The sequence below is a fragment of the Aquamicrobium sp. NLF2-7 genome, assembly GCF_022359935.1.
In the GTDB taxonomy this organism is placed as follows: domain Bacteria; phylum Pseudomonadota; class Alphaproteobacteria; order Rhizobiales; family Rhizobiaceae; genus Mesorhizobium; species Mesorhizobium lusatiense.
The window spans coordinates 339,478-359,367 of sequence record NZ_JAKSED010000001.1 but is presented as its reverse complement, the minus strand read 5'-3'; the positions used below and the strand labels follow the sequence as shown (position 1 = coordinate 359,367).

Below are 19,890 nucleotides of genomic sequence, written 5' to 3'. Positions count from 1 at the left end.
CCTAGACCGGCGATCCGAACAGCCGCTCGAAGATGGCGACCACCCAGACACCTCCGGACAGAAGAATAGCGATCAGCACCGCCAGCGATCCGCAATCCTTGGCGAGCTGTATGTCGATGTTGAATTCCCGGCTGACGGCATCGCATGCAGCCTCGATGCCGGTATTGAGCACCTCGACGAGAATCAGGAAGAGAACCGCGGCGATCAGGAGTGCATAACCCTTCCACGATGACGCGACGAGCCAGCCCACCGGAATGGCGATCAGCAACAGGATCAGCTCCTGCTGGAAGGCAGGTTCGCTCCCGGCCAGGCGGCGAAAAGCCCGCACCGAGTTGAAGAATGCATCCATGAGCCGCTTCATGTCGTCTTTGCCTCCTGTCGGGCGTCCTGCTGATCGCAGGCGAAGAACGGGAAGAATGTGACCGTTCCGTGAACCGGATGCGCTTATCCCTCACCCTCCCGAAATGGGCAAGCGCACTCAGCAGAGCTGAATGCATGAACCATGCGACCCCATATCCCTGAAGTTGAAAATCTTCATATTCAGGACATCAGGTTGTAGGTTTTTAATAAAGATTTAGCGCACACCGACTAAGAATTTCAGTGTGCGGTGTGCATTGGGGGCATGGGACAGCGCCATTTGTCTGATGCATATCAAGGCTCCCGATCGGGCGCATGCCTGACAGGCGCGCCGGAACAACGGACAAACGAGTCATCTTCATGCAGGCCGCAGCAACGCATCAGGAAAGACCCCAGAAAGATCTGGCCGGAGCTGTGGTGGCAACGATGCGCCGTCTGGGTGTTGTCGGACTGCCGCGCAACTATGAAATCTTCTATGAAGCGCTCAGCGGCGCCAACCCTGCCTTGGGGCTGGCCGTGGTGGCGCTCGGCAATCGCCCCACCCAGCAGCAGCTAGATGAAGTGGGCAAGCGCTTTTGCGCCCATCACTATGGCCAGGGTGTCGTGGAGCAGGCACGCGAAGTTCTTGCGCGGGAGCTGGAAGACGTCGCCACGCTTCTGCGCAGCGAACGCACGCAGGTCGAAAAATACGGCCGCATCCTCAGCGAAACATCCGACGGCCTTGCCAACAGATCGGCCATTTCGCGGGAACTGCTCCAGAAGATCGTCGGCGCCGTGGCGGTGGCGACGACCTCCACCATTGACCGTGGCAGGCAAATGGAAAGCACGCTCAGCGAGAAATCCGACGAGCTGGAAGCTGTGAAGTGCAAGCTTGAGGAATACAAACGCCTCGCCGAAACCGATCCGCTCACGCAAATCCTCAACCGTCGTGCGTTCGACACGGAAATCGCGCGTATCTACAGTTCCAAAAAGGACATATTGTTCAACGCGCTGATCCTTGCCGACATCGACGACTTCAAGAAGATCAACGACCGTTTCGGCCACCCGGTCGGCGACCGCATCATCCGCGCCATCGCGGACATATTCCAGAGCAGCGTGCGTCGCGGCGTCTTCGTCGCCCGCACCGGCGGCGAGGAATTCGCCATCATCGTCGAGGGAACGAGCGAGGATCACACCACCGAGATCGCCGAACGCCTGCGCAGGCTGGTGGAGCAGACCCGGTTCACCGATCCTGTAACGGGGGTGAGCTACGGCCCGGTGACGGTTTCCATGGGCATCTGCATGGCAGCCGAAGCCGCGACCTCGGATGAATTGTACATCAAGGCAGACAGGGCGCTCTATCGCTCGAAAGTCGCGGGCAGAAATCGCGTGACACGCCATTCCGACATCGGCACCGAAAGCACCAACAAATGGCTGCTTTACCGGAAGGATTGATGATCGCCCTCACGCTTCATGCGCAGCCGCAGGCATAAAAAAGGCGCTCACCGGGAGCGCCTTTTTCCTGTTCTGCAAGAATGATCAGGCCGATGCGGCCTGCTTCTGCTGTTCCGCCGGGCGGTTTTCACGCAGCAGATCGGACACCAGGAAAGCAAGCTCGATCGCCTGATCGGCGTTGAGGCGCGGATCGCAATGGGTGTGGTAGCGATCCTGAAGCTCCTCGGCGGTAATCGCACGCGCACCGCCCGTGCACTCCGTCACGTTCTTGCCGGTCATTTCCACATGGATGCCGCCCGGATGGGTGCCTTCGGCGCGGTGTACATCGAAGAAGGTCTGGACCTCCTTGAGGATGCGGTCGAAGGGACGCGTCTTGTAACCGGCCGCGGTGATGGTGTTGCCATGCATCGGATCGCACGACCAGACCACCGAACGCCCCTCGGCCTTCACTGCCCGCACCAGCTTCGGCAGATGCTCTTCCACCTTGTCGGAGCCGAAGCGCGCAATAAGCGTGAGGCGGCCGGGTTCGTTTTCCGGGTTCAGCTTGTCGATGAGCTCAAGCAGATTGTCCGGCTCCAGGCTCGGGCCGCACTTGAGGCCGAGCGGGTTTTTGATGCCCCGGCAATATTCGATGTGAGCGTGATCCGCCTGACGGGTACGGTCGCCGATCCAGATCATGTGACCGGAGGTGGCATACCAGTCGCCGGACGTGGAATCGACGCGCGTCAGCGCTTCCTCGTAGCCCAGAAGCAGCGCTTCATGGCTGGTGTAGAAATCGGTTTCGCGCAGAGCATGGTTGGTTTCCGAGGTGATGCCGACGGCCTTCATGAAGTCCATCGTCTCGGTGATGCGGTGCGCGAGCGATTCATACTTCTCGCCCTGCGGGCTGTCGGACACGAAGCCCAGCATCCAGCGGTGGACGTTCTCAAGGCTGGCATATCCGCCCTGCGCGAAGGCGCGCAGCAGATTGAGCGTGGCCGCCGACTGGCGGTAAGCCATGACCTGACGGCGCGGATCGGGGACGCGGGACGCGGCGTCGAAATCGATGCCGTTGATGATGTCGCCGCGGTAGCTCGGCAGCGTCACCTCACCCTTGGTCTCGTTGTCGGACGAGCGCGGCTTGGCGAACTGGCCGGCAACGCGGCCCACCTTCACCACCGGCTGCGAGGCAGCAAAAGTCAGGACGACCGACATCTGGAGGAAAACGCGGAAGAAGTCGCGGATGTTGTCCGCGCCATGTTCCACGAAGCTTTCGGCGCAGTCGCCGCCCTGAAGCAGGAAGGCTTCGCCGGCTGCCACGCTGGCCAGCTGCTTCTTGAGCTTTCGCGCCTCGCCCGCAAAAACGAGTGGCGGAAAGCTGGCGAGCTGGGCCTCGACAGCCCGCAGGGCGTCGACGTCCGGATAAGCCGGAACCTGCTGGATCGGCATTGCTCTCCAAGAATTCGGGGACCACTTCGTCATTGTCTCAACCACTCTTAATTTCCGGGGTCTCGCCCCATTACTCCCATATATAGTATAGGAAACGTCGCTCCATACATGAAGCGGCACTTTAGTGCCAGCCTGCAATTTACCCTGCGTCCGGCATACCTCCCCACGCGCATTCATTCCTGAACACAAGAGCGTCTCTGATTCGCCGGCTCAACGGATTCCCAGCCATGAGGCCGGCAGAAAATGCATGATGTGCAGCCTCCCCGTCATAGCGGCCACTCGCGATCTGTTTACCAAACGTAAACCCTGCAAGAGTTTCAGGGAAAAACCATAGCCAACTGATTTAAATCGATTTTTTTGAATGCAAATTACCTCTCTCGCGTTTTGCGTGCTGTGGCCCTGATGTCACTTCACGCTACAGCTTTGCTGTTCACGACACATTACTCATTGAATCTGATCAAGCAGTGTTACTCTCTGTAACAGAATTCGAGAGGTTTGATCGGTATCGTGTTCAGGTTCGGCACAGCACAGCGGGGAGGCAGCAGAGGCGACGGCAAGACGCCGGCTTCCCGCACGCCTGTTTCCGGGATGCAGTCGTTCTGGGGGCTGATGCGTGCCTACTGGTTCTCCGACAGATGGAGGGAAGCCTGGGGCCTTACCCTCGTTGTCGCGTTCCTAACCGCATTTTCCAGCAAGGTGGGCGTATGGTTCGCCGTGGCTTCGGGCGAGCTGGTCAATTCCATCGCCTATTTTCACAGCCCCACAAACGAAGCGCCTCTGGCCAGTCTTCTGAGCAATGCGGCCTTTCTCGTCGCTCTGGTCGTGTTCAAGGATGCGGGCATCACCGGCACCAAGAGCTTCGTGTCGGCCACGCTGCATCGCCGCTGGCGCGCCTGGCTCAACTCCAGGTTCAACGACGCGCTGCTGGATGCCAACCACACGCATTTCCACGCCCAGCACGGGGCCGATACAGCGCCCGACAACATCGACCAGCGCATACAGGAATCGATCAAGGGCATGACCGGCGGCGCCATCGGGCTTGCCATGGGCGTCATCGCGGTGGCGAGTTCGGTTTTCTTCGTCGGTCAGAAGCTGCTTGAAACCTCTACCGAGGTGCGCGGCTTTGAATTTCTGGGTGAATATGGCGGCCTCGTCTTCGCGCTGGTCGCGGTTGCCGCCTATGTGCCGGTCAACACATGGATCGCGGTTCGGCTGGGCGGCCTTCTGGAGCGCTTGTCGATCCGCATGCAGAAGGCCGAAGGCAGCTACCGCGGCGAGCTTTCCACCCTGCTGCGGCGCAGCTTCCATGTGGCATCCGCCCATGGCGAAGCGGTGCAGAAGACCATGCATGAGCGCCTCTACACCGAGATCGACCGCACCTGGGGGCGGCTGAACTGGATCAATGCCGGCTACGGTTCCTTCGAGCGCATCTATAATTTCGTCGGCGCCCGCGTCGTCGCCTATGGACCGGGCCTGCTGCCCTTCATTCACAACCGCATAGATCTCAAAGGCTACATCACCGGCGCGGAACTGGTGAACTCCCTGATCAGCCAGTGTTCGTGGTTCATCCATGTCATGCCGGCGATCGCGACCCTGCGCGCCAACAGCCGTCGTGTCATCGATCTCGCTCAGGCCATTGAGAGCGTGCAGGAGCCGGTAAATTTCTATCGCCTCACCGGCGACTGCGAATTCCGCTATATGACCCAGAACCCTGTGTTCGGGCTCGCCATCCACAGCCTGCGCCTCAGCCATCACGGCCATGGCAGCGAGCCTTTCCTTGTCTGCGACAGGCTTGGCTTCAGGCGTGGCGAATGGACTTTCCTCAAGGGCGAGTCCGGCTGCGGAAAAACATCGCTGATCAAGGCCCTCAACGGCCTGTGGCCTTACGGCGGCGGCACGATCGCCTTCCCGGAAGGGGTAACGAGCTTTTATGCCGCGCAGGAAGTAAAACTGCTGCCCGTCACTCTCAAGGAGCTTGTCTGCCTGCCGCAGGGGCCTGAAAACCACAATGACGCAACGGTGGCCGCAGCGCTTCACAAGGCGGGGCTCGGCGAATTCATCGAACATCTGGCAGATGAAACCCGCGCGGGCAAAAGCTGGGACCAGCTGCTGTCAGGCGGCCAGAAGCAGAAGCTGGTCGTTGCCCGCATCATCCTGCACAAGCCCGGCCTGCTGTTCCTAGATGAGGCGACGGGCGCGCTGGACCCGGAAAGCAAGATCGCCTTCCATCAGGCCATCCGGGACAACTGCCCCGGCGTGACCGTCATCAGCGTCATGCACGAACAGGCGCCGCCGCGGTCGGCTTCCGGCGAAGAGTTTTATCACAGTGTCCTCACCATTGCCGATGGCGTGGCGACCAAGGAGCCGCTGATCCCCAGCCTGCCGCCCGAACTCACCGAAATTCTCAACCAACCACCACAGGCGGCCGACGGCTGGCTGCATATTCCGCGTCGTCGCCTGAGAACCAGCAGCCAAAGTTGACCGGACCAGATTTCCTGTCTCATTGCCGGTTGACTTGCCCTTTTACTTTCCTATGTTGCGGCCACTCGCAGCCCTCAACCAAACCTGCGATCGGAAAGGTCAACCCCGCCATGTCTGGCGACAGTTACAGTCGAATAAAATCGCCGTCTGTCTGATGTGACCCTTCCGGGCTCGCCTCCGGCCGACGGCAAGGAGTGAGCCAAATGAACAATTTTTCGCCCGCCATGAGCGGCGACGCCATCGCAATCGCCCGGGTTCTCGCCAACGGACATGTCGCGGACATGGTCGAAGCGCTGAACAATGAGCCCCGCGATCTCGCGGCCGAGCTGCTTTCAACAGTTCCGTTCGAGCGCGCCGTCGAAATCTTCGACCAGCCCGAGCTTGAAGACGCATCGGAGCTGATCGCCGCCCTGCCCCGGCCGCTTGCCGGCAGGCTGCTTGCCGAGATGTCCGCCGACCGCGCCGCCGACGTGCTGCGCGAACTTTCGGAGCCGGCCAGATCGGAGCTGCTGCATGCCATGGCGCCTTCGCTGCGCCATTCGCTGCTGGCTATCCTCGGCTATCCGGAAGGCAGCGCCGGCTCGATCATGACCACGGAATATGTCAGCGTTCCGCCGGACTGGACCGTGGCGCGCACGCTGGACTACATCCGCCAGGTGGAGCGTACCCGCGAGACGGTCTATGCCATCTATGTTGTCGACCCTGCCACGCATCATCTGCTGCGCGCCTTCGGCCTGCGCAAGCTGATCACCAGCCAGCCCGAAGACCGCATCGTATCGATCGCCGCCGACACCACGCCGGTTTCCGTGCCGCCGCTGATGGATGTCGAACAGGTGGCGCAGCTCATTCGCAAATACGATCTGCTGGCCGTTCCTGTGGTCGAAGACGACAAGATCCTGGGCATCGTCACGGTGGACGACGTTCTGGACACGATGATCGAGGAAAACACCGAGGACGTGCATCGCCTCGGCGGCATGGAAGCGCTGGACGAGCCCTACATGAAGATGGGCTTCCTTTCGATGATCGGGAAGCGCGGCGGCTGGCTGTGCGCGCTGTTCCTCAGCGAAATGCTGACGGCCAGCGTCATGCAGCACTATGAGGTGGAGCTCGAAAAGGCGATCGTGCTGACCCTGTTCATTCCGCTCATCATGAGCTCCGGCGGCAATTCCGGCTCGCAGGCAACATCGCTGGTCATCCGGGCGCTCGCCCTGCGCGAGCTTTCGCTCGGCGACTGGTGGCGGGTTGCCCTGCGCGAACTGCCAAGCGGTCTTGTGCTCGGCGCGATGCTCGGCGCCGTCGGCATGATCCGCATCGTTCTGTGGCAGTATCTGGGACTTTACGACTACGGCCCCTACTGGCACCTCATCGCGCTTACCATCGGGCTGGCGCTTGTGGGCATCGTCACCTTCGGCTCCCTGACGGGATCGATGCTGCCCTTCATCCTCAAGCGTATCGGCTTCGATCCGGCGAGCGCCTCTGCGCCCTTCGTGGCAACGCTGGTCGATGTGACGGGCCTTGCCATCTACTTCACCGTAGCGGCTCTGATCCTGACCGGAACCATCCTGTAAGCGAAACCCTGCGGGCGGATCAGTCTATCCGCTCGCCTTTGCGCACCCGGTAGGTGGGCTTGTACATGGTGACAAGCTCCTCGGCGGCGGTCGGGTGAACCGCCATGGTGCGGTCGAAGTCATCCTTGGTGACGCCGGCTTTCAAGGGAATGCCGAGCAGTTGCGCCATCTCGCCGGCATCAGGCCCCATGATGTGCGCGCCGACCACCCTGCGCGAGGTGGCATCGACAATCAGCTTCATCAGCATCTTCTCGTTGCGGCCCGACAGCGTGTTGCGCATGGGCCTGAAGGAAGCGCGATAGACTTCCAGTTCAGGATATTTTTCCGCCGCCTCATGCTCGGACAGACCGACCGTGCCGATTTCCGGCTGCGAGAAAACGGCCGTGGCGATGAGATCGTGATCCGGCGCGGTGGGATTGTCCCTGAAGGCGGTTTCGACAAAGCACATCGCTTCGTGGATCGCTACCGGGGTGAGCTGCACGCGGTCGGTCACGTCGCCGATCGCCCAGATGTTTTCGACATTGGTGCGCGAATAGGGATCGACGACGATCGCGCCCGTCACCGAAGTATCGATGCCCACGGCCTCCAGCCCAAGGCCTTCCGTGTTGGGTGAGCGGCCCATGGCAAGCATGAACTGATCGACAGTGCGCGTCTCGCCGTTGCTCAGGCGCACGTCGAGGCGCCCATCGTCACGGCGCACCACTTCCTCCGCGACGGCCCGACAAACGATTTCGATTCCCTTGTCAGTCATCGCTTCCTGAAGCCCGGTGCGCAGGTCGTCATCAAAATGATTGAGGATCTTCATTCCGCGGTAGACCAGGGTGGTCTCGACGCCCAGACCATGGAAGATGTTGGCGAACTCAACGGCGATGTAGCCGCCGCCCCCGACCATGACCGATTTCGGCAGCGTCTCCAGATGGAATGCCTCGTTGGAGGTTATGCAGTGCTCGTGCCCCTTCAGGGCCGGATGCGGTGACGGACGGCCGCCGGTCGCGATGAGAATCTGATCGGCGCTCACAGTTCGGCCATCAGCAACCAGCCGCACGGTGTGACGATCGACAAGTTCGGCGCGCGTATCAACGATCGTTGCACCCGAGGCTTCGACATTGCGGCGATAGATGCCTTCCAGCCGGGCGATCTCGCCGTCCTTGTTGGCCAGCAGCGTATTCCAGTCGAAGCTGGCTGGCGGAACGTTCCAGCCGTAGCCGGTGGCGTCCTCGAAATGCTCACTGTATTGCGAGGCGTAGACGAACAGCTTCTTCGGCACGCATCCGCGGATGACGCAGGTTCCGCCGAAGCGATACTCTTCCGCGATCGCGACACGTTTTCCCATGGCCGCAGCGACACGCGCGGCGCGCACACCGCCTGAACCTCCACCGATGACGAAGAGGTCGTAGTCGTAAGCGGCCATGTGAAAAACCCTTCAGGCAGGAGTGATGCTTACAGGTAGGACGCACCCGCACAAAAGAAAAGCCCGGCACAGGCCGGGCTTCATGCGACATTCAGTCAGACGGAAAATCAGTTACCGCTTGCGGGCGCCTGCCCTTCGGCCGGAGCCTCCGTGCCATCTGCCGGCTGCACCTGCGCACCTGCCGCTGACTGCAAGGCCTCACCGACTTCCTGCGCCAGATCGCGCGCAATGCCGTTCTGCCAGATTTCGGCGGCGCGAACGAGTTCACGCGAAACGATCGGGCCGCTTTCAAGCAGCTTCTTGCCGGCAGCCGAGGTGTAGAATGCGGCAATCGCCTTCAGATCGTCTTCAGAAAAAACCTTCGCATAGGCAAGGGCTGCCTCACGCTCCAGATCGGCACGGCGGGATGCCATGGCCAGCGCCTTGGCGGAAACCGTTGTACCGATAAGCTCCTGCAGATCCGGATTCTTCTGGATGAGGCTCGCCTGCAGCGAGGCTGCGGCCTGCGGCAGGATGGCGTCGAAGGCGTCCGTTGCATTGATGGAGGTAACGGCGTCGCGGGCAGCCTTCAGATGGCTGTCGGAAACATCCTGCGCGAAAGCCGGCACAGAGAAGGACACCAATGCTGCGGCCGTGCATGCGACCGCGAGGCGACGAATCCGGTTCTGAAATTTCATGATCTGGCAGGGCTCCCTGATTTTACCGGACGGCTTGTATGGTTTCGATGCCGTCGCTGCCGGCGACAACCGCCGCAGACGCCAGCCCGATGAAAAGACCGTGCTCCACTACGCCCGGAATGGCGTGCAAAGCTTCGGATAGCGCTCTTGTATCCGGAATGCGGCCAAAAGATGCATCCATGATGAAATGATCGCCGTCTGTAACAAATGGCTGCGAATCCGTCATCCGCAAATTTATATCGCCGGAAAGCCCAAGCCGGCCGGCAGCTGCGGCGATCGCCAGTTCGGTGGCACGCAGGCCGAAACGGTTCACTTCTATGGGAAGTGGAAAGCGTCCCAGCGTGTCGACCACCTTCGATTTGTCGGCGATGACGATCATGCGCGCCGAAGCGGCAGCAACGATCTTCTCACGCAGGAGCGCTCCGCCGCCGCCCTTGATCAGGCTGAGTTCCGAATCAATCTCGTCGGCGCCATCGATGGTGAGGTCGAGTTCGGGCGTCTCATCCAGCGTCGAAAGCGGCACGCCGAGTTCCCGGCACAGCGCCGCCGTCCGCTCCGACGTCGGAACGCCGACGACGTTCAGTCCCGTGGCAACCTTCTGCGCCAGCAGGCGCACGAATTCCTCGGCGGTGGAGCCGGTGCCGATACCAAGCCTCATCCCGTCCGAGACGTGGGCCAGCGCCTCGCGCGCCGCCTCGATCTTCATTTGCTTCTGGTCCATTGGAATGCCCGCCATGTTTTGCGATGCCGGCTCCTAGCACTTTTGACGGTGCGGTCAAAGCTTCCTGTCTGCGCGTCTTCGAACGTGCCGGCAGCTGCGCTTGCAAGCCATGGACCTGCGGGCTACCAGCTTTTGACACATAAAATCAGGAACAGCAGATGACCGCACCGATTATAGTCTTCGACCTCGACGGAACTCTGGTCGATACCGCACCCGATCTGATGGCAAGCCTGAACCACACGCTGGAAACCGCAAGGCTTGATGCGGTATCGGAACCATCATTCCGACAGTTTGTCGGCAATGGCGGCCGCGTAATGATCGAGCGCGCCTTCGCCGCGCAGAACAAGGAGCTTTCGACCTCAGAGCTGGACAGGCTGCTGAAGGTCTTCCTTGAGCATTACACAGCCAATATTCCCGGCAGATCGCAGCCCTTTCCGGGTGTGACCGGAACCATCGAGCGCTTTGAAGCCGAGGGTTACCTGCTGGCGATCTGCACGAACAAATATGAAGCGAACTCCCTTTCTCTGATCGAGGCGCTGGGTCTCAGCAGGCATTTTTCAGCCAATTGCGGGCAGGATACTTTTCCCTTCCGCAAGCCGGATCCGCGTCACCTCACGGAAACCATTCTGAAAGCCGGCGGCGATCCGCGCAATGCAATCATGGTGGGCGATTCCCGCACCGATATCGACACAGCCAAGGCTGCCGGGATTCCGGTGATCGCGGTGGATTTCGGCTACACCGACCGTCACGTCCGCGAATTCGATCCTTCCGTCATCGTCTCGCACTTCGATGAGATCACCGTGGAGATGGCGCGCCGCCTCATGGACGCTGCACGCTGACGGACCGGCGCACCGCGGCAGGCCCCCGCAAAAATGTTTGCTTACAGTCGCAACCGGGGTGGTTGACAGAAACGGATACCGCCCCTTATATCGCGGCGCGCTTGGCCGACAAGGCAACGAGCGGGCGATTAGCTCAGCGGGAGAGCACACCCTTCACACGGGTGGGGTCGTAGGTTCAATCCCTACATCGCCCACCATTCCTTCTTCGAAGCTGATACTCAGCATTCGCTCGCAGGAATGGACAACGTTTATCCAACAGAAACCTTACAACTGATGCGGATACGAAATAAGCGTGTCTGACATTGGATTTCCGCGCATTCGCTGTAAGTGTGCCTTAGATTTGGCCGGTATCATTGCCATGATGACGTAGATGGCACCGATGCTTCAAGAATGAAGGGGCGCAGCCGATGAAACCGCGCTACACGACCTCAGCAGCATTCATCGTGATGGTGCTCAGCCTTGCCGGCTGTGGTTCCACGGCCGTGAAACCCTCCGCCTATCAGTCGGTTTCCTGCACCGAGCTGGATGACGCAATCGGCGTGAACTCGAAAGAGATTTCGGCGACGGCGATTCGTCGGGGAAAGGTGGACAGCTGGCAACCTCCCTTCTGGATGGCGGGCGCGAAAAAGGGCGCGGCCGCAGTTCACAACAAGCAAACCCGGAAGATCGGGCGCCTGCAGGAGCAGGGAGAGCAGATGACCGGCGAAAGAGCGCGGCGCTGCCGGAGCATATCTCCCTGAAATCATAACGCTTTTCGGAAGATGGGGTGAGGTGCCGAGATACAAGTCTCGGGAACCGAAACCGTCAAAAAAAGCGTGCTCCCCACCTGAGTTGGCCACTTATCAATCCGTCAGGATATCACCCTGTCCGCTTCCCATTTTTTTCGGCTCATGCGAGCGATATTCTTTCTGGCACGTTTCTTCCGGTAAAGATTGCTGTCGGTCTGGGCGATCATGTCCCTGAATGTCTGCCCCTGCCGGCAAACCTCGTAACCGCATGAAATGGAAAGAACAGGCTCGTCCCTTCCGATTCTTTCGCGGAACTGGCGGCCCGCAAGACCTTCGATCCTTGCGATCAGCTCAGCAGCGCTTTCGCCATCCCGCAGCGGAATAAAGGCGCAGAATTCGTCACCGCCGATACGTGCGATGAGGCTACCTTCTCCCAGAGCCGATTTCAGGGCGAAGGCCGTCGAGATGATGGCATCGTCACCCGTCAGATGCCCGTATTCGTCGTTGATCGTCTTGAGATAATCGACATCTGCGATCAGGAACCCGCCCCTGATTCCATGCTCCATGGCAAGGTCGAACTGCTCGGCGAAACTGCGCCTGTTGAGCAAGCCGGTCAGAGGATCGGTGCTGGCGGAATAGGCCAGTTCACTGGCCTGTTTCAGCAGGCTTCGATAGGCCATATCCAGGCTTTCCAGCTTGCTGAACCAGATGATGCCCAATGGAATGGCAATCATGAAAGGCAGCACAAAGCGGACGATCACCGTTATCGTATCCGCCTCAGAGCCGGTCAGATAGCGAATTCCCGAGGAAATGGATATCGATATGGCGGCCGCCAGCAAGGCGGTAACTGCGGTACGCTTCAGCACATATCGGGATGGCCATCTCAACGAAAGCACCATGTCCAGACCATTCAATCCAAGCCCCTGATACAACAGATAGTCACGAGAAGTGATGACACCAACGAAGATTGCTGTTGATTGTAGCGGCTGCGACATACGGTCCGGCTTCGCATGACTTACTACCCCTGCCCTGACCCGACCCATTGCGTGCCGCTCACGCCCATGGTTCAAGGCTCTCAGGCCATCGTACCCGGACAAAAGACAGAACCGTTGCGGTCTCCCAGATGTATGAAAAGATCACCGACGATTATCTGCCAAATCACAGGTTCGCCACGCGAATGCTGCTCCATGCCGCTCTGGTTCTGGCGCTGATGGCAGTCTCGATTGGCGTCGGCGTGATCGGCCTTGTGTTTTTCGAGGGGAAGGGCCTTGAAGAAGCGATACTGCATGCTGCCTATATGCTGAGCGGCTTCGGACTGATTGAAGTGCCCACCAGCTTTTCCGGCAAACTTTTCATCGGTCTTTACGGCCTTTACGCCAGCGTTTTCTTTCTGGCTTCCTTCAGCATCATCTTCGCACCGATCGTTCACCGCATCCTGCACAAGCTGCATCTCGACTAGGAAGGTGCAATCGCGCCGGCGCACATGATGTGATGCGCTGCCGTCCCACCTGCCCCTGGAGAACGAATTTGTGAACACCGGCAGGCGGCAAGTCTGCCTATACTCCTGCGTCGCCAACAGCGCGGAGCGCCGGTCATGACCCGTCTCACAGCGAAGGATTTTCCGCAGGAACTGCTTGAACTCTACGACTATTACGCACACGGCAGGATCAGCAAGCGCGAGTTCCTAGACCGCGCCGCCAAATTCACCGTCGGTGGAATGACCGCCGCAGCCATTCTGGCATCACTGAGCCCGAACTATGCGCTGGCGCAACAGATCGAATTCACCGATCCGGACATCATCGCAGAATACATCACCTACCCCTCGCCGAATGGAAATGGCGAAGTGAGGGGGTATCTGGTGCGCCCGGCTGCGGCTGAAGGGCCTGTGGGCGGCGTCGTGGTGGTGCACGAGAACAGGGGGCTCAATCCCTATATCGAGGATGTGGCGCGCCGCGTCGCGAAGGCAGGCTTCGTAGCGCTTGCGCCCGATGGCCTGACATCCGTTGGCGGATATCCCGGGAATGACGAAAAAGGGCGGGAATTGCAGCGGCAGGTCAATCCCGAAAAGCTGATGAACGACTTCTTCGCAGCCATAGAATTTCTGATGAAAAGCGACCTCGCCACCGACAGGATCGGCATTACCGGCTTTTGCTATGGCGGAGGCGTTTCCAATGCGGCAGCCGTGGCCTATCCGGAACTGGCTGCCGCCGTTCCCTTCTATGGACGTCAGGCAAGAACCGAAGACGTTGAGCGCATACAGGCGCCGCTGCTGATCCACTATGCCGAACTCGACACCGGCATCAACGAGGGCTGGCCCACCTATGAGGCCGCACTGAAGGAACACGGCAAGACCTATGAAGCCTACATCTATCCCGGGGTGAACCACGGCTTCCACAACGACTCGACCCCGCGTTACGATGAGGCTGCGGCCAGGCTTGCCTGGGATCGCACCATCGAATGGTTCAGGCGCTATCTGACATAGGATCTGAAGGCGTAACGCGGACGCGCGGGCCATGCACGGGAATAAACGCCGGGAGCGCAAGGCGCGTTTGACCGGAAGCAGACGATTCCGCTAAAGGCGGCGATACTTAGCTGGGAATCGCCGCATGAAGAAGCTTGTACAGATCGTGCTTATCGCCACCATAGCGGTCGTCGTTGCCGTAAGCTGGCGATGGTACAGCTACGTGACGAATACCGAAACGCCGTATGACGAGGTCGGTATTGAGTTCAACAGCCGCATGCCCGGTCCGATCAACAAATGGGGCTGCGATCGGCTTCACGCGACTTTCGGCAATGTTGCTCCGCCTCTGGGATGCCGTGCAAGCGGCGAAGGCCGGTCCTGGCGATAATGGCACCTCGGCCACGCCTTGCCTGAGGCGTGGCTTCTCCTGACCGGATCCAGCCTTGAATGCGCTGACTACTTCTTGTTCAGCGACGAGACGGCGAGATTGGTGAGCTTGTTGTTGGCCGCCTTTTCCTGATCGAGAATCTCGCTCAGCAGATTGTGCGCCTCGGTGTTTCCGAGCACCTTCGCCCATTCCCGCAGCGAGCCATATCTGGCGATCTCGTAGTGTTCGACGGCCTGCGCAGCGGCCAGCAGGCCCGCATCCAGCGCATTGCCCGATGCCTCTTCCATCAGGCCTTCGCATTCCCTGATAAGGCCCTCGATCGCATCGCATTTTTCACCTTCGGCTTTCACGTCGATCGTCGCGAAAACCTTCTTCAGGGTTTCGATCTGCCCCTTGGTCTCTTTCAGGTGACCGTCGACGGCTTTCTTCAGGTCGGGGCTTTTCACCGCCTTGGAAACCTTGGGAAGAGCCTTGGTCAGCGCGTTTTCCGCGTAGTAGATGTCCTTGAGCGTGTGCTCGAAAAGATCGGCCAGCGTTTTCATCTCTTGTCCTCGTTAAGAACTGGATATCCCGCCCTCATCTGAAATGTGGAGAACACCTGCAGGTTCCACTGACCCTGCGTAATCGCGGGCTGCGGATCTGCGTAATGGAGGCCGGCACAGTCCTTTGCGCATAAAAAATCGCCCGCTGCGGATGGCGGGCGATTTCATCTGCGAGGACAAGATGATCAGGCCGGATTGTCGGCAGGCGGGCTGTCTTCCGGCTTTTCTTCCTCGCCGTCTTCGGCTTTGCGCGCGCTTTCTTCTTTGGCCTTGGAACGCTCGATCATGCGGGCCGTGATGATCGAGATTTCGTAAAGGATGATCGTCGGAATGGCGAGACCGATCTGGCTGAGAGGATCGGGCGGCGTGAGCACCGCCGCCACCACGAACGCGATGACGATTGCCCACTTGCGCTTGTCGACCAGTGCCTGAGACGACAGCATTCCCACCCGCGCCATCAGGCTGGTTACCACCGGCAGCTGGAACACGAGGCCGAAGGAGAAGATCAGCGTCATGATGAGGCTGAGATATTCCGAAACCTTCGGCAGCAGGGAAATCTGCACCTCGCCGTCGCCGCCGGACTGCTGCATGGTCAGGAAGAACCACATCACCATCGGGGTGAAGAAGAAGTAGACCAGCGATGCGCCAATCAGGAACAGGATCGGCGACGCGATCAGAAAAGGCAGGAAAGCCGCACGTTCATTACGATAGAGGCCCGGTGCGATGAACTTGTAGATCTGCGTGGCAATGAGCGGAAAAGCGATGACCATGCCGCCAAACATGGCAAGCTTGATCTGCGTGAAGAAGAATTCCTGCGGTGCCGTATAGATCAGCTCGACCTTGGTCGGATCGAGCCCGGCCCAGCTGGTCGCCCATTTGAACGGGACGACCAGAAAGTTGAACAGCGCCTTGGCAAAGAAGAAGCAGAACAGGAAGGCGACGAAAAACCCGCCGATCGACCAGATCAGCCGGGTCCGCAATTCCATCAGATGTTCTATGAGAGGCGCAGACGACTGCTCGACCTCATCCTTATCGCTGGCGCTCACTTGGGCGTCCTCGTCGTCTTGCTTGCAGTACGGGTGCGGGGTTTGGCGGCTGCCGGTTTTACAGCCTCTGCCGTTTTGGGTGCCGCAGCATCAGTTTTGGCGGGTTTGGGCGTGGCCGCCTTTGGCGCCGCGGCTTTAGCTTTGGGTGCCAGAGCTTTCGGTGCTTCTGCCTTCTTTACCGCCGGAGCTTTTGGTGCCGCTGCCTTCTTCGCTGCGGGAGCTTTCACAGCTTTGGCTGCGGCAACTTTCTTCGCGGGAGGCGCAGCGGCAACACTGGCCTTGCCATCCGCTTTCGCCGCAGACGTCTTCGCCGTGGCTGCCTTTGCCGGGGTTTTCACTGTCCTGGCGGCAACACTGGTCTGCTCGGGTGGCACTGAGGCGTCTGTCATTGCAGGGAAAGGCGCATCACTTGCCGCCGGCGCGACCTCAGGAACAGGCGTCGCCTTCAGCTTTCCCGCATCATCGATGCTGCTCCTGACGTCGGCAGCGGCCTTTTCAAACGGATTCAGCTGCTTACGGATTTCCGCTGCCGGATTGAGACTGCGCAGGGAATCGACGGATTTCTTCACGTCGTCAAGTTCGGCTTCCTTGATAGCCTCGTTGAACTGCCGCTGAAAATCATTCGCCATGCCGCGCATCTTGGTCGTCATACGACCAAAGGTACGCAGCATCTTGGGCAAATCCTTTGGCCCGACGACCACGATCATCACGATCGCGATCACCAGCATCTCAGACCAGCCGACATCAAGCATGGCTATTCAACCTGACAAGCGAAAATGGAATCAGCTCTTGCCAGCTTTTTCCTTGGAAGGGGAAACGGTTTCATCGGCGCGATGTTCGACAGTGCGCTTGTCGTCATCGTCGTCGGCCATACCCTTCTTGAAGCTCTTGATGCCCTTGGCCATATCGCCCATCAGTTCCGGAATCTTGCCGCGGCCGAAAACCAGCAGCACGATCACCAGCACGATAAGCCAGTGCCAAATCGAAAACGAACCCATTGCACTCTCTCTCGTAAGTGTTCCTGAACACTGATCTATGCGTTTTCGCGTTCAGTTTCAAACGCAACCAGCGCTATGTTCACGACTGATTTAAGATTGTCACGCAGTTTCAGGTCTCAATGCCGCGCAAAAGCGCGCACCCTGGCCCCTCAACGGTTTCAATCTTCCGTGACACGGGGTGTCAGCAGGCCCAGATCCTCAAGGTCGAGATCTGTCAGCGGGTCCTCGTCATCGCTCAGCGCATCGGCATCGACCGGCGGCAATGGTATGGAGAAATTGGCCGGCATGCGGCCGGACAGGAGCCCTGCCCCCTTCAGCTCATCAATTCCCGGCAGATCACGCAATTCCTCAAGAGAGAAATGATCGAGGAAAGCTTCCGTCGTGCCATAGGTAACTGGTCGCCCCGGAGACTTGCGCCGCCCGCGCATACGCACCCACCCGGTTTCGAGCAGCGTGTCGAGCGTGCCCTTCGAGGTTTCGACACCGCGAATTTCCTCGATCTCTGCTCGTGTCACCGGCTGGTGATAGGCAATGATGGCCAGAACTTCGAGCGCGGCCCGTGACATCTTCTTCTGCTGCACCGTGTCCCGGCTCATCAGAAATGCCAGATCGCCGGCTGTACGGAACGCCCAGCCGTCGCCGATACGCAAAAGATTCACGCCGCGTGGAGCATAGATTTCCTGCAACCGCCGCATGGTGGCCGCCACATCGACCCCGGCGGGAAGACGTTCCGCAAGCTGCTTTTCGCTGACCGGTGCGGCGCTTGCAAAGACGATCGCTTCGGCCATGCGGATCACCTCGGCGATGTCGCGGCGGGAGCTTTCATTTGCCCCCTCGTCATCGAATGGAAAAGGGATCACAGAGGCATTGCGGCCTTCTCTCATGATGAAGCTCCGCCGGAATCGCCGGTGTCGCGCGCCCGTACATAGATGGGGGCGAAAGGTTCATGCTGGCGCACCTCAACCGAGCCCTCACGAACGAGCTCCAGAGAAGCGGCAAAAGAGCTCGCTATCGCCGTGCGCCGCTCAGCCGGCGCAACCAGATATTTGATGAGAAAACTGTCGAGCGCCGTCCAGTCGCGCAATTCGCCGACCATGCGGGTCAGAATATCGCGCGCCTGCTTCAGCGACCACACGCCGCGCTTCGCGATCTGCACATTGGTGATGGCCTGCCGCTGACGCTGGGAAGCATATGCGCTCAGAAGATCGTAAAGCGTTGCCGAATACTGGTTGCGCTTTTCAACGATCACGAGTTCGGGCATGCCGCGTGCGAAAACATCGCGACCGAGACGGTTTCGGTTGACCAGCCTTGCTGCCGCGTCGCGCATCGCTTCCAGACGGCGCAGGCGAAATTGCAGCACTGCTGCCAGTTCCTCGCCGCTTTCCCCCTCCTCACCCGGCTGCTTCGGGATCAGCAGCTTCGATTTCAGGAAGGCCAGCCACGCAGCCATGACGAGATAATCGGCGGCAAGCTCCAGTCGCAGCGCGCGCACCTTGTCGATGAAGACGAGATATTGCTCGGCCAGCGCCAGCACCGAAATGCGGGCGAGATCGACTTTCTGGTTACGGGCCAGATGCAGGAGAAGATCAAGCGGGCCTTCAAATCCATCGACGTCGACGACAAGAGCAGGATCGTCGGTGCGGCGATCGTCGTCACCATCCGCCCACAGGCGCTCCATGGGCGTTGGCCTGACTGGCTTCTGATCACCTGCTGCCGTTTGCGCCACGTTCCATTGCTCCGATATGCCTGTTGGGCCGCCTTGCAGCCCTTGTCGGCGGCTCAGGCCACCGCCGCGAAATACTCCGCAAATTCGGCGCGAAGCTCGTCTTCAGCACCTTCATTGTTCGCACCGATGACAGCCATCGCGCTGTCGGCCCGCCTGCGTGCCGCACCTTCCAGCGCTTTTGCCTTCGCTGCGGCGGCAGTCATCTCCTCCATGACCCCGTTGCAGTGAAGAACGATATCGACGCCGGCCGCAAGGATTGCCGCTGCCTTGGCCCCGAAATCCCCAGAAAGCGCCTTCATCGAGATGTCATCGCTGATCAGCAGGCCATCGAACCCGATCTCGCCGCGGATCACCTCCTCCACAACCTTACCCGAAGTGGTCGCCGGCCCTGCCGGATCGATGGCGCTGAACACCACATGCGCCGTCATCGCCGCCGGCAGATCGTTCAACGCCGTGAACGGGGCGAAATCGTGTCTGCGCAACGCATCAAAGGAGGCGTGCACCGTCGGCAGTTCGAAATGCGTGTCGGCAGAAGCCCGGCCATGGCCGGGAATGTGCTTCATGACCGGCAGCAGGCCGCCGGCCATCAGCCCTTCGGCCGAGGCGCGGCCAAGAGCGGCCACCGCCTCGGGATCGCGTCCATAGGCACGCTGGCCGATGACATCGCTGGCACCCTCGACCGGAACATCCAGAACCGGCAGACAATCGGCGCTGATCCCGTAACGCGCAAGATCGAAGGCGTGCATGCGGCCGTGCAGCCAGGCGGCGCGCAGGCCGGCCTCGCGATCCCGCCGGTAGATTTCACCGACCGCGGCAGCCGGCGGATAGTTCGGGGCCAGTGGCGGGCGCAGGCGCTGCACCCTGCCCCCTTCCTGGTCGATGAACACCGGCGCATCGTCGCGTCCCACGCAATCGCGCATCGATGCCACCAGATCACGGATCTGCTCCGGCTCGCTGATGTTGCGGGCGAACAGGATGAAACCCCACGGACATTCGCCGCGATAGAAGCGGATTTCCTCGCGGGAGAGCGAGTGGCCGGCACAGCCGAGAATAAGTGATTTTGATTCGGTCATGGCCCGAATTTA

Annotated in this window: 21 protein-coding genes and 1 tRNA gene; 9 read left to right on the top strand and 13 right to left on the bottom strand. The window is 60.0% G+C overall.

Annotated features, from left to right (window positions below; genetic code table 11):
- Window position 1 precedes the first annotated feature (1 nt).
- On the bottom strand, window positions 2-361 hold the full coding sequence (locus tag MIC97_RS01735; protein ID WP_239798611.1) for a diacylglycerol kinase: 360 nt from the start codon (window positions 359-361) through the stop codon (window positions 2-4).
- 356 nt (window positions 362-717) lie between these two features.
- On the opposite strand from MIC97_RS01735, the gene MIC97_RS01730 reads away from it, so the two are divergent.
- Window positions 718-1,791 (top strand): GGDEF domain-containing protein, encoded by a 1,074-nt coding sequence (locus tag MIC97_RS01730; protein ID WP_239798610.1) that lies wholly within the window; start codon window positions 718-720, stop codon window positions 1,789-1,791.
- Between the two features lie 84 nt (window positions 1,792-1,875).
- Here MIC97_RS01730 and MIC97_RS01725 read toward each other — a convergent pair whose 3' ends face one another.
- On the bottom strand, window positions 1,876-3,252 hold the full coding sequence (locus MIC97_RS01725) for a 3-deoxy-7-phosphoheptulonate synthase class II (protein ID WP_239798609.1): 1,377 nt from the start codon (window positions 3,250-3,252) through the stop codon (window positions 1,876-1,878).
- A 555-nt stretch (window positions 3,253-3,807) separates the two neighbouring features.
- Between MIC97_RS01725 and MIC97_RS01720 the strand changes: the two genes are divergently transcribed.
- Together MIC97_RS01720 and mgtE are read left to right on the top strand one after the other, a co-directional pair.
- The gene (locus MIC97_RS01720) at window positions 3,808-5,700 is read left to right on the top strand and encodes an ABC transporter ATP-binding protein/permease (RefSeq protein WP_239801001.1); all 1,893 of its coding nucleotides are present in this window, start codon (window positions 3,808-3,810) and stop codon (window positions 5,698-5,700) included.
- A gap of 203 nt (window positions 5,701-5,903) precedes the next feature.
- On the top strand, window positions 5,904-7,268 hold the full coding sequence (gene mgtE / locus MIC97_RS01715; protein ID WP_239798608.1) for a magnesium transporter: 1,365 nt from the start codon (window positions 5,904-5,906) through the stop codon (window positions 7,266-7,268).
- Between the two features lie 19 nt (window positions 7,269-7,287).
- Here mgtE and gor read toward each other — a convergent pair whose 3' ends face one another.
- The 3 genes from gor to rpiA all read right to left on the bottom strand — a co-directional run bounded on the left by gor (window position 7,288) and on the right by rpiA (window position 10,077).
- Window positions 7,288-8,679, bottom strand: coding sequence for a glutathione-disulfide reductase (gor, locus tag MIC97_RS01710; protein WP_239798607.1), 1,392 nt, complete (start codon window positions 8,677-8,679; stop codon window positions 7,288-7,290).
- A gap of 107 nt (window positions 8,680-8,786) precedes the next feature.
- The gene (locus MIC97_RS01705) at window positions 8,787-9,356 is read right to left on the bottom strand and encodes a DUF2059 domain-containing protein (RefSeq protein ID WP_239798606.1); all 570 of its coding nucleotides are present in this window, start codon (window positions 9,354-9,356) and stop codon (window positions 8,787-8,789) included.
- A gap of 22 nt (window positions 9,357-9,378) precedes the next feature.
- Entirely contained in the window at window positions 9,379-10,077 is a 699-nt protein-coding gene (rpiA, locus tag MIC97_RS01700) for a ribose-5-phosphate isomerase RpiA (RefSeq protein ID WP_239798605.1), read from the bottom strand.
- 158 nt (window positions 10,078-10,235) lie between these two features.
- Between rpiA and MIC97_RS01695 the strand changes: the two genes are divergently transcribed.
- From MIC97_RS01695 to MIC97_RS01685, 3 genes are all read left to right on the top strand, one after another.
- Complete coding sequence (locus tag MIC97_RS01695; RefSeq protein WP_239798604.1) at window positions 10,236-10,916, top strand: phosphoglycolate phosphatase; 681 nt, start codon at window positions 10,236-10,238, stop codon at window positions 10,914-10,916.
- A gap of 122 nt (window positions 10,917-11,038) precedes the next feature.
- A tRNA-Val gene (locus MIC97_RS01690) sits at window positions 11,039-11,113 on the top strand.
- A 210-nt stretch (window positions 11,114-11,323) separates the two neighbouring features.
- Window positions 11,324-11,656, top strand: a complete 333-nt coding sequence (locus MIC97_RS01685) for a hypothetical protein (RefSeq protein WP_239798603.1) — start codon at window positions 11,324-11,326, stop codon at window positions 11,654-11,656.
- Between the two features lie 110 nt (window positions 11,657-11,766).
- On the opposite strand, the gene MIC97_RS01680 is transcribed toward MIC97_RS01685, so the two are convergent.
- On the bottom strand, window positions 11,767-12,531 hold the full coding sequence (locus MIC97_RS01680) for a GGDEF domain-containing protein (protein WP_239801000.1): 765 nt from the start codon (window positions 12,529-12,531) through the stop codon (window positions 11,767-11,769).
- Window positions 12,532-12,767: 236 nt separating this feature from the next.
- On the opposite strand from MIC97_RS01680, the gene MIC97_RS01675 reads away from it, so the two are divergent.
- The 3 genes from MIC97_RS01675 (at window position 12,768) to MIC97_RS01665 (ending at window position 14,493) form a co-directional block, all read left to right on the top strand.
- Complete coding sequence (locus MIC97_RS01675; protein ID WP_239798602.1) at window positions 12,768-13,103, top strand: hypothetical protein; 336 nt, start codon at window positions 12,768-12,770, stop codon at window positions 13,101-13,103.
- A gap of 135 nt (window positions 13,104-13,238) precedes the next feature.
- Window positions 13,239-14,126 (top strand): YghX family hydrolase, encoded by an 888-nt coding sequence (gene yghX / locus MIC97_RS01670; protein ID WP_239798601.1) that lies wholly within the window; start codon window positions 13,239-13,241, stop codon window positions 14,124-14,126.
- A gap of 124 nt (window positions 14,127-14,250) precedes the next feature.
- The gene (locus tag MIC97_RS01665; protein WP_239798600.1) at window positions 14,251-14,493 is read left to right on the top strand and encodes a hypothetical protein; all 243 of its coding nucleotides are present in this window, start codon (window positions 14,251-14,253) and stop codon (window positions 14,491-14,493) included.
- Between the two features lie 68 nt (window positions 14,494-14,561).
- Here the strand turns inward: MIC97_RS01665 and MIC97_RS01660 are convergent, their stop codons facing one another.
- The 7 genes from MIC97_RS01660 to nagZ all read right to left on the bottom strand — a co-directional run bounded on the left by MIC97_RS01660 (window position 14,562) and on the right by nagZ (window position 19,878).
- Complete coding sequence (locus MIC97_RS01660) at window positions 14,562-15,035, bottom strand: DUF892 family protein (protein ID WP_239798599.1); 474 nt, start codon at window positions 15,033-15,035, stop codon at window positions 14,562-14,564.
- 185 nt (window positions 15,036-15,220) lie between these two features.
- The gene (gene tatC, locus MIC97_RS01655; protein WP_343060781.1) at window positions 15,221-16,081 is read right to left on the bottom strand and encodes a twin-arginine translocase subunit TatC; all 861 of its coding nucleotides are present in this window, start codon (window positions 16,079-16,081) and stop codon (window positions 15,221-15,223) included.
- On the bottom strand, window positions 16,078-16,833 hold the full coding sequence (gene tatB / locus MIC97_RS01650) for a Sec-independent protein translocase protein TatB (protein WP_239798598.1): 756 nt from the start codon (window positions 16,831-16,833) through the stop codon (window positions 16,078-16,080). The genes tatC and tatB overlap by 4 nt, the downstream gene beginning before the upstream one ends.
- Before the next feature lie 30 nt (window positions 16,834-16,863).
- Window positions 16,864-17,079 carry a twin-arginine translocase TatA/TatE family subunit gene (locus MIC97_RS01645; protein ID WP_183829579.1) on the bottom strand — a complete coding sequence of 72 codons (216 nt, stop codon included), beginning with the start codon at window positions 17,077-17,079 and terminating at the stop codon, window positions 16,864-16,866.
- Window positions 17,080-17,237: 158 nt separating this feature from the next.
- The gene (gene scpB / locus MIC97_RS01640) at window positions 17,238-17,963 is read right to left on the bottom strand and encodes an SMC-Scp complex subunit ScpB (RefSeq protein WP_239798597.1); all 726 of its coding nucleotides are present in this window, start codon (window positions 17,961-17,963) and stop codon (window positions 17,238-17,240) included.
- Window positions 17,960-18,757, bottom strand: coding sequence for a ScpA family protein (locus MIC97_RS01635; protein ID WP_239800999.1), 798 nt, complete (start codon window positions 18,755-18,757; stop codon window positions 17,960-17,962). Before MIC97_RS01635 ends, scpB begins: the two co-directional genes overlap by 4 nt.
- Window positions 18,758-18,858: 101 nt before the next feature.
- On the bottom strand, window positions 18,859-19,878 hold the full coding sequence (nagZ, locus tag MIC97_RS01630) for a beta-N-acetylhexosaminidase (protein WP_239798596.1): 1,020 nt from the start codon (window positions 19,876-19,878) through the stop codon (window positions 18,859-18,861).
- Between the last annotated feature and the right edge of the window lie 12 nt (window positions 19,879-19,890).

Excerpts from the sequence above, each read along its gene's own strand:
- MIC97_RS01695 (WP_239798604.1), top strand. The coding sequence starts at position 10,236 with ATGACCGCACCGATTATAGTCTTCGACCTCGACGGAACTCTGGTCGAT.
- MIC97_RS01730 (WP_239798610.1), top strand. The coding sequence starts at position 718 with ATGCAGGCCGCAGCAACGCATCAGGAAAGACCCCAGAAAGATCTGGCC.
- mgtE (WP_239798608.1), top strand. The coding sequence starts at position 5,904 with ATGAACAATTTTTCGCCCGCCATGAGCGGCGACGCCATCGCAATCGCC.
- nagZ (WP_239798596.1), bottom strand. The coding sequence starts at position 19,878 with ATGACCGAATCAAAATCACTTATTCTCGGCTGTGCCGGCCACTCGCTC.
- MIC97_RS01705 (WP_239798606.1), bottom strand. The coding sequence starts at position 9,356 with ATGAAATTTCAGAACCGGATTCGTCGCCTCGCGGTCGCATGCACGGCC.
- MIC97_RS01645 (WP_183829579.1), bottom strand. The coding sequence starts at position 17,079 with ATGGGTTCGTTTTCGATTTGGCACTGGCTTATCGTGCTGGTGATCGTG.
- MIC97_RS01725 (WP_239798609.1), bottom strand. The coding sequence starts at position 3,252 with ATGACGAAGTGGTCCCCGAATTCTTGGAGAGCAATGCCGATCCAGCAG.
- MIC97_RS01720 (WP_239801001.1), top strand. The coding sequence starts at position 3,808 with ATGCAGTCGTTCTGGGGGCTGATGCGTGCCTACTGGTTCTCCGACAGA.
- MIC97_RS01660 (WP_239798599.1), bottom strand. The coding sequence starts at position 15,035 with ATGAAAACGCTGGCCGATCTTTTCGAGCACACGCTCAAGGACATCTAC.
- MIC97_RS01685 (WP_239798603.1), top strand. The coding sequence starts at position 11,324 with ATGAAACCGCGCTACACGACCTCAGCAGCATTCATCGTGATGGTGCTC.
- MIC97_RS01635 (WP_239800999.1), bottom strand. The coding sequence starts at position 18,757 with ATGGAGCGCCTGTGGGCGGATGGTGACGACGATCGCCGCACCGACGAT.
- MIC97_RS01735 (WP_239798611.1), bottom strand. The coding sequence starts at position 361 with ATGAAGCGGCTCATGGATGCATTCTTCAACTCGGTGCGGGCTTTTCGC.
- scpB (WP_239798597.1), bottom strand. The coding sequence starts at position 17,963 with ATGAGAGAAGGCCGCAATGCCTCTGTGATCCCTTTTCCATTCGATGAC.
- yghX (WP_239798601.1), top strand. The coding sequence starts at position 13,239 with ATGACCCGTCTCACAGCGAAGGATTTTCCGCAGGAACTGCTTGAACTC.
- rpiA (WP_239798605.1), bottom strand. The coding sequence starts at position 10,077 with ATGGACCAGAAGCAAATGAAGATCGAGGCGGCGCGCGAGGCGCTGGCC.
- MIC97_RS01675 (WP_239798602.1), top strand. The coding sequence starts at position 12,768 with ATGTATGAAAAGATCACCGACGATTATCTGCCAAATCACAGGTTCGCC.
- tatB (WP_239798598.1), bottom strand. The coding sequence starts at position 16,833 with ATGCTTGATGTCGGCTGGTCTGAGATGCTGGTGATCGCGATCGTGATG.
- gor (WP_239798607.1), bottom strand. The coding sequence starts at position 8,679 with ATGGCCGCTTACGACTACGACCTCTTCGTCATCGGTGGAGGTTCAGGC.
- MIC97_RS01665 (WP_239798600.1), top strand. The coding sequence starts at position 14,251 with ATGAAGAAGCTTGTACAGATCGTGCTTATCGCCACCATAGCGGTCGTC.